Below are 7,744 nucleotides of genomic sequence, written 5' to 3'. Positions count from 1 at the left end.
CGCTCCCGCAATATCCTGTCCACCCACATGCACAGCTACGGCGCGCTGGCTCTCATCTCTGTATTATGGGCCGTTGTGGGTTACACACTGGCCTTTGGCGAAGATGTGGGCGGCATAATCGGCGATCTTTCTTACCTCTTCCTCAAAGGCGTGGGCGGCGAGTCGGCTCCTGCCGCCACCCAACTGCCCCACACGGTTTTTATGGGGTATCAGTGCATGTTTGCCGCTCTTACCGTGGCCCTTATTTCCGGTGCCTACGCTGAGCGCATCCGCTTCTCCGCCATGCTTGTATTCTCCGGCTTGTGGTTGCTCTTCGTCTACTCGCCCATGGCCCACTGGGTCTGGGGCGGCGGCTGGATGAGCAAGATGGGCGCTCTGGACTTTGCTGGCGGCGCAGTTGTGCACATGTCTTCCGGCGCGGCGGCTCTTGCCTGTGCCCAGGCTCTTGGACCGCGGCTTTCCACTGGCAGCTCGCATGCCACGCCCAACAACCTGCCCCTTACCCTGCTTGGCGGCGGCCTGTTGTGGTTCGGCTGGTTCGGCTTCAATGCTGGCAGCGCCCTGGTTTCCGGTCCTCTTGCTGGTCAGGCCCTTGTAACAACCCACATGGCTTCCGCCTGCGGTATTCTTGGCTGGATGCTCGTTGAATGGATCCGCACCGGCAAGCCCACAAGCCTTGGCGCTATCTCCGGCGCACTGGCGGGCCTCGTGGCCATCACCCCCGGCGCGGGCTTTGTGGAAGTGCTGCCCGCCATGCTGATCGGTTTTGTTGGCGGCATCATCTGCTACGGCGGCGTGCTCCTGAAGAACAAGTTCGGTTATGACGACGCCCTTGACGTGGTCGGCATTCACGGCGTTGGCGGCACCTGGGGTGCGCTTGCCACCGGCCTGTTCGCCTGCGCGGCCATCAACAACTCGGACGGACTGTTCTACGGCAATCCTGAGCAGGCCTGGATCCAGATCGTGTCCATTGTGGCTACCTGGGGTTATTGCTACATAGTTTCCCGGATAATCCTCTATGTGGTTGACGCGGTTGTCGGCCTGCGGGTTACGCCTGAAGAGGAATTCACCGGTCTCGATTTGAGCGAGCACAACGAACGCGGCTACTCCTTGTAGTCCAACGGGAAACAGCAAAGGAACGACCTATGAAAAAGCTTGAAATCATCATCCGGCCCAGCATGTTTGACAAGGTTAAGGACGCGCTTACCGACATGGGCATCCACGGCTTGAATTATGTTGAAATCAAGGGCTTTGGTCGCCAGCGTGGGCACACTGAAGTGTATCGTGGCACCACCATGCAGGTGGACTGCCTGCCCAAGATCAAGGTCGAGGTCGTGCTGCACGACGACATGCTGGAAACTGTTCTGAATGCTGTGGTGTCCATCTCCCGCACAGGACAGGTTGGCGACGGAAAAATTTTCATCAGTGATGTGATGGATGCCATCCGCATCCGCACTGGTGAGCGCGGCGATGAGGCCCTTTAGTCGGGCTGTGCCTGATACTAGCAACAACTTGAGAAAGGAGACGAGGGTATGAGTTCCCCCCGTAAAAAGGCTTTGTTCAAAGCAGTGAACACTGCACCGGTCATCCCCACCAGCGCTGATGAAATAGGCCGCAGCGCGGAAGACATCTTTGGCCGCTACGTGTTTGGCCTGGCCACCATGCGTAAGCGCCTTCCCAAGGATGTGTTCAAGAAGCTGGCCAAGACCATCCGCGACGGCGAACGCCTGAACCCCGAAATCGCTGATGTTGTCGCCAATGCCATGAAGGACTGGGCCATCGAGAACGGCGCCACGCACTACACGCACTGGTTCCACCCCATGACCGGCCTCACTGCCGAAAAGCATGACGCCTTTCTGTCGCCCACCATTGATGGTCAGGTTATCAGCGAATTCTCTGGCAAGATGCTGATCAGCGGTGAACCGGACGCTTCTTCCTTCCCTTCCGGCGGCATCCGCTCCACGTTTGAAGCCCGCGGCTATACCGCGTGGGATCCCTCCGTGCCGGTGTTCATCATCCCCGCTCCTTACGGGGCCACCCTGCACATTCCGACGTACTTTTACTCTTACTCGGGCGAAGCTCTTGACCGCAAGATCCCGCTCATTCGCTCCATATCGGCCCTGTCGCGTCAGGCCATGCGTATTCTCAAGCTCTTCGGCAACACCACGGCCAGCTATGTGCGCGCCAACGTCGGCCCCGAGCAGGAATACTTCCTGGTGGACAAAAACCTGGCCGCCCTGCGCCCTGACCTTCTGATGGCTGGCCGTACCCTGATCGGCGCCACCTCGCCCAAGGGTCAGGAAATGGAAGACCACTACTTCGGCTCCATTCCTCCCCGCGTGATGAGCTTCATGCAGGATCTGGAAAACGAGCTGCGTTCGCTGGGCATTCCGGCCAAGACCCGCCACAACGAAGTGGCCCCTGGTCAGTTTGAAATCGCCCCTGTGTACGAAGAAGCCAACATCGCCTGCGACCACAACATGCTCTGCATGAACATGATGCGTCACATGGCTGGCAAGCACGGTTTTGTGTGCCTGGTGCACGAAAAGCCCTTTGCGGGCGTGAACGGCAGCGGCAAGCACAACAACTGGTCCATCAGCGATTCTGATGGCTCCAACCTGCTCAATCCCGGCTCCACGCCGGTGGACAACGCCCAGTTCCTGGTGTTCCTGGCCGCCGTGCTGCGCGCCGTGCACATGCACAGCGCGGCCCTGCGCCTCGGCACCGTGGGCGCTGGCAACGACCATCGCCTTGGCGCCAACGAAGCCCCGCCGGCCATCCTGTCCGTCTACCTTGGCGAACAGCTTACCGACGTGCTTGACACCATCGTCAACGGCAAGGGTTCCAAGAACAAGAAGAGCGCGGTCATGGAAGTGGGCGTTTCCACCCTGCCTCCGCTGCCCGTGGATCTTTCCGACCGTAACCGCACAAGCCCCTTTGCCTTCACCGGCAACAAGTTTGAATTCCGCGCCGTGGGCTCCTCGCAGTCCGTGGCTCCGGTCAATATCGCCCTGAACGCGGCTGTTGCCAGCGCCCTGGACGACATTGCCACCGAACTTGAAGCTTCGGTTTCTGCCGGCACCGACCTGAACACGGCCCTGCAGTCTCTGCTGCCCCGCCTGTTCAAGGAACACATGCCCATCGTCTTTAACGGCAATGGTTACGCTGAATCCTGGGCTGAAGAAGCCGCCCGCCGCGGCCTGCCCAACTACAACAACACCGTTACCGCTCTTGAACACTACAGCGATCCCGACGTCATGAACGTCTTCCTGCGTCACGGCATCCTGACCGAGCGTGAAATTCTCTCACGTCAGGACATCCTGCTGGAAAACTACAGCAAGACCGTGTGCATCGAAGGCAACCTGCTGGCCGACATGATCCGCTCTTCCGTGCTGCCGCCCAGCATGGAAGCCCAGACCAGGGCCGCCGATGCGGTGGTTAAAACCCGCGCCGTGCTTGGCGACAAGGGCGCTGCAAGCGAAGAGGAATACTTTAACGAACTGCGCGGCCACATTGTTGCACTCCAGAAGGGTGTGGCGGTGCTGGAAAAGGCCGTGGAAAAAGCCCTGTGCACCGAAGGCGCGCTGGAACAGGCCAAGGCCGCCCGTGACGGCATCTTGCCCGCCATGACCGAATGCCGCACCCATGCCGACGCTCTTGAGCGCCTGGTTGATGACAACCTGTGGGTTCTGCCCAAGTACGCAGAACTGCTCTGGGCTCACTAGGTCGTTAAGAAATAGTTGGGGGCAGGGGGTCTCATCCCGGGGGGGAAGATGGTCCCCTTGCCTCCGGCCCCTGCGGTTCTGCCGCAGGGAGCCACAGGCCTCGCCGTTCGCCGCAACGGACGGCGAAGGCCAGTGGTCATCAAGCGGAGAGTCTGGCGGCTCTCCGCTTTTTTTGCGCCTAAAACCGCCACCGCACATTGGATTCGCGGCAGGTGCGCCGCACTGTGTTTACTTTTGCCTTGAATCAGAATAAATACTTATTTGTGATACTGCCAAGATAATTATGGGCAGCCTGTTTCGGCCCCCCGTATGATAAGGAGTATATATGGCTGCAACACTGCGCTTTACAAAAATGCAGGGCATCGGCAACGATTATGTCTATGTGAACGGCTTTGAAGAACGTGTCGAGAACCCCAACGACCTTGCCCGACAGATCAGCGACCGCCATTTCGGTGTCGGCTCTGACGGCCTTGTACTGATTCTGCCTTCCGGCACTTCAGACGTGCGCATGCGCATGTTCAATTCTGATGGTTCCGAGGCTGAAATGTGCGGCAATGCCATCCGCTGCGTGGGCAAATATGTTCACGACCACGGCATTCTTTCCAAGGATGTTATCCGCGTTGAAACCCGCGCCGGTGAAAAGATCGTCCGTCTGCTGTTTGAAGGCGGCGAGGTTTGCGGCGCTACAGTTGACATGGGCGAACCCGTGCTGACCCCGGCCAACATTCCCGTGCTGGTCGAGGGCGACACAAGCGCCCAGCGCTTTGTGGCCCGCCCGGTCGAAGTTGACGGCGCTGGCTACGATATTACCGCTGTTTCCATGGGCAACCCGCATGCGGTTGTGTTCATGAAAGGCATAGACGACCTTGATCTGCCCAAGATCGGCCCCAGCTTTGAGCACCACAGGCTGTTTCCGCAGCGCACCAACACCGAATTTGTGGAAGTGATCTCTTCCACCAAGGTGAGAATGCGCGTGTGGGAACGCGGCGCGGGCGAAACCCTGGCCTGCGGCACCGGCGCGTGCGCCGTTGCTGTTGCCTGCGTGCTCAACAACCTCACCGGGCGCGAGCTTGATGTGGAACTCAAGGGCGGTACCCTGCACATCCATTGGGACGAAATTTCCAACCATGTCTACATGACCGGCGGAGCCGTCACCGTCTTCACCGGCACGTACCACATCTGATTCAGAGGAATGTGATGACCAGCGTAAACAGCAATTTTCTCAAGCTGCAAAGCAACTATCTTTTTGCGGAAATAGCCCGCAAGGTCGCCTCCTTCAAGGAAGCCAACCCCGAAAAGCGCGTCATCAGCCTGGGCATTGGCGATGTGACCCGTCCTCTTGTTCCCGCCGTGGTTGCGGCGCTGCACAAGGCTGCGGACGACATGGGCGACGCCGCCACGTTTCACGGGTACGGCCCGGAACAAGGCTATGCCTTTTTGCGCGAAATCATCGCGGAACACGACTACAAGGCGCGCGGTGTTGACCTGAGCCCCGACGAAGTGTTCGTCAGCGATGGCGCCAAGTCGGACGTGGGCAATTTTCAGGAGCTTTTTGCCGCTGACAGCATTGTGGCCGTGACAGACCCAGTCTACCCCGTCTATGTGGATTCCAACGCCATGGCGGGCCGTTCCGGCGAATTTGACGGCAAACAGTGGGACAGACTCGTGTATCTGCCCTGCCTCAAGGAAAACGACTTTGTGCCGGACTTTCCCAAAACCCGGCCCGATATCATCTATCTTTGCTACCCCAACAACCCTACGGGCACCGTGCTTTCGCGTCAGGCGCTTCAGGGTTGGGTGGATTACGCCCGCCGCGAAGGCTGCGTCATTCTGTATGACTCCGCTTACGAGGCCTACATCACCGACAGCTCTGTTCCCCACAGCATCTACGAGCTTGAGGGCGCGCAGGAAGTGGCCGTGGAATTCCGCAGCTTTTCCAAAACCGCTGGCTTCACCGGCCTGCGCTGCGCCTACACGGTTGTGCCCAAGGCGCTCCAGGTCAGCGATGGCAAGGGCGGCAAGGTTGCGCTCAACGGCCTCTGGAACCGCCGCCAGTGCACCAAGTACAACGGCTGCCCCTACATTGTGCAGCGGGCCGCTGCCGCCACCTACAGCCCGGAAGGCCGGGCGCAGGTCATGGATGTTATCCACGGCTACCAGCGCAATGCAGAAAGCCTGCGCAAAGCTGTCACCGGCATGGGCCTTTCCGTTTACGGCGGCGTCAATGCTCCCTACATCTGGGTGAGCGTGCCTGACGGCATGACCTCATGGGGATTCTTTGACCACGTGCTGAACAACACGGCTCTTGTGTGCACGCCCGGCGCTGGCTTTGGCGCTTCTGGCGAAGGCTATGTGCGCCTGACGGCCTTTGGCTCCCCTGCCGATACGGAAGAAGCCATCAAGCGTCTTGCCTCACTGAGCTAACCGCGCCTAGAGCAACAAAATCGCGCTTCCCAGGCCAAAGCCTGAGGTTACCGCAAAATAGAAGAAAGCCCGTTTCTGGGGGATGTGATGAACATCCCTTTTGAAACGGGCTTTTTTGCCGATAAGAAAGCACAAGATTCACGCAAAATTATTTTTGTGGGACATCGTGGCGAGACAAAAACGGCCAGTCGCTAATGCATTATTCCTGCTTCCGACTTGCCGCCGTCTTCAATGGAACACCCTCTTTATCTTTAAAAAAAAAGATTCGCATGATGTAAAAACAAAAAAAGGGCTTACGGTGGTTACCGTAAACCCTTGATTTTGCTGGTCGGGATGGCGCGATTTGAACGCGCGGCCTCAGCGTCCCGAACGCTGCGCTCTAGCCAAGCTGAGCCACATCCCGTTGAGAGAGGGAACATAAGCGAGACTGAGTAGTTTGGCAAGTAATTTTTTATTTGTAAAAAAATAATGCCTGACGTAGCATACAAACACTAGATAGAGAGAGAATTTTTTGGAGTGAGCTTATCCTATGATCAGTGTCCTCGTGGTTGATGATTCAACCTTTATGCGCAACACCATTACTTCACTTCTGGAGCAGGATTCTGAAATCAAGGTTGTGGGCACAGCCCGTAACGGTCAGGAGGCCCTGGAAAAAGCCGAAGAACTCGATCCGGACGTAATGACGCTTGACGTTGACCTTCCAAGGCTTGATGGCCTTGGAGTTTTACAGCAGTTGATGAAAAAGACTCCTATTCCCGTGCTGATGGTCAGCTCTCTCACACAGAGCGGCGCTGAAAGCACTTTAAAGGCATTAGAGTACGGCGCTCTTGATTTTATTCCCAAAACCATGAGCTGTGACCGGGAGTGTTTTGGGGCGGAGCTACAGCGCAAGGTGCGGGCTATTGCACGACGCAAAACCATCATCAAACTCAAATACAGACGCATCAACCAGATTCAGGTTCCAGTTCCACGCCCTCAGCCGTCGCAACCTGCGGATTATGTGCAAACACCCTGCACCGGGCCGCGCGATCTGGTTGTAATCGGCGTATCCACAGGCGGGCCGCCAGTGGTGCAAAAGATTCTTTCAGCACTGCCTGCGGATCTTCCGGCCTGCATACTTATTGCGCAGCATATGCCGGCGGCTTTTACAAATCCGTTTGCCAAGCGCCTCGACAGTGTTTGCAAGATCGGCGTTACCGAAGCGCAGGACGGTGACAAATTCAAAACCGGCCATGCGTATGTCTGCCCTGGCGGCAAACACCTGGGCATTCGCATGCGCGGTCCGCTGCCAGAAATCTTTGTGGCAGAAGAACCACGCGATGCCCTTTACAAACCTTCGGCAAACGTGCTTTTTGAAACTGCGGGCAAAGCAATGGGAAGACGCACGCTTGGCGCTATTCTCACTGGAATGGGTTCAGACGGATGCGAAGGGGCCAAGGTTCTTAAAGAGAAGGGCGGCTGCCTTATAGCGCAAAATGAGGCTTCCTGTGTCGTTTACGGTATGCCCAAGGCGATTGTAGACAACAAGCTCGCCAACCTCATTCTTGATGTGGACGATATTGCCAACGCCATCATAACAACGGTCAGAGGCTGAC

The 7,744-nt window shown here is 57.6% G+C and carries 6 protein-coding genes and 1 tRNA gene; 6 read left to right on the top strand and 1 reads right to left on the bottom strand.

From position 1 onward, the window contains the following. The 5 genes from VEZ52_RS00385 to VEZ52_RS00365 all read left to right on the top strand — a co-directional run. A partial coding sequence (locus VEZ52_RS00385; RefSeq protein WP_324835044.1) for an ammonium transporter occupies window positions 1-1,116 on the top strand: 1,116 nt, incomplete at its 5' end. 29 nt (window positions 1,117-1,145) lie between these two features. Beyond that, a complete protein-coding gene (locus VEZ52_RS00380) occupies window positions 1,146-1,484 on the top strand; it encodes a P-II family nitrogen regulator (RefSeq protein WP_022658689.1) in 339 nt (112 codons plus the stop codon). A gap of 48 nt (window positions 1,485-1,532) precedes the next feature. Further along, window positions 1,533-3,725, top strand: a complete 2,193-nt coding sequence (locus VEZ52_RS00375) for a glutamine synthetase III (protein WP_324835043.1) — start codon at window positions 1,533-1,535, stop codon at window positions 3,723-3,725. Between the two features lie 325 nt (window positions 3,726-4,050). Then, entirely contained in the window at window positions 4,051-4,908 is an 858-nt protein-coding gene (gene dapF / locus VEZ52_RS00370) for a diaminopimelate epimerase (protein ID WP_022658687.1), read from the top strand. A 14-nt stretch (window positions 4,909-4,922) separates the two neighbouring features. Further along, a complete protein-coding gene (locus VEZ52_RS00365) occupies window positions 4,923-6,149 on the top strand; it encodes an LL-diaminopimelate aminotransferase (RefSeq protein ID WP_324835042.1) in 1,227 nt (408 codons plus the stop codon). Window positions 6,150-6,474: 325 nt separating this feature from the next. Here the strand turns inward: VEZ52_RS00365 and VEZ52_RS00360 are convergent. Further along, window positions 6,475-6,552, bottom strand: a tRNA-Pro gene (locus VEZ52_RS00360). A gap of 126 nt (window positions 6,553-6,678) precedes the next feature. Here VEZ52_RS00360 and VEZ52_RS00355 point away from each other — a divergent pair. After that, on the top strand, window positions 6,679-7,743 hold the full coding sequence (locus VEZ52_RS00355) for a protein-glutamate methylesterase/protein-glutamine glutaminase (RefSeq protein ID WP_240825599.1): 1,065 nt from the start codon (window positions 6,679-6,681) through the stop codon (window positions 7,741-7,743). Window position 7,744 lies beyond the last annotated feature (1 nt).

The organism is Desulfovibrio sp. (genome assembly GCF_035644575.1).
Classification (GTDB): domain Bacteria; phylum Desulfobacterota; class Desulfovibrionia; order Desulfovibrionales; family Desulfovibrionaceae; genus Desulfovibrio.
Note: the sequence above shows the minus strand (reverse complement) of the source record. Positions and strands in the feature narration are given on the sequence as shown.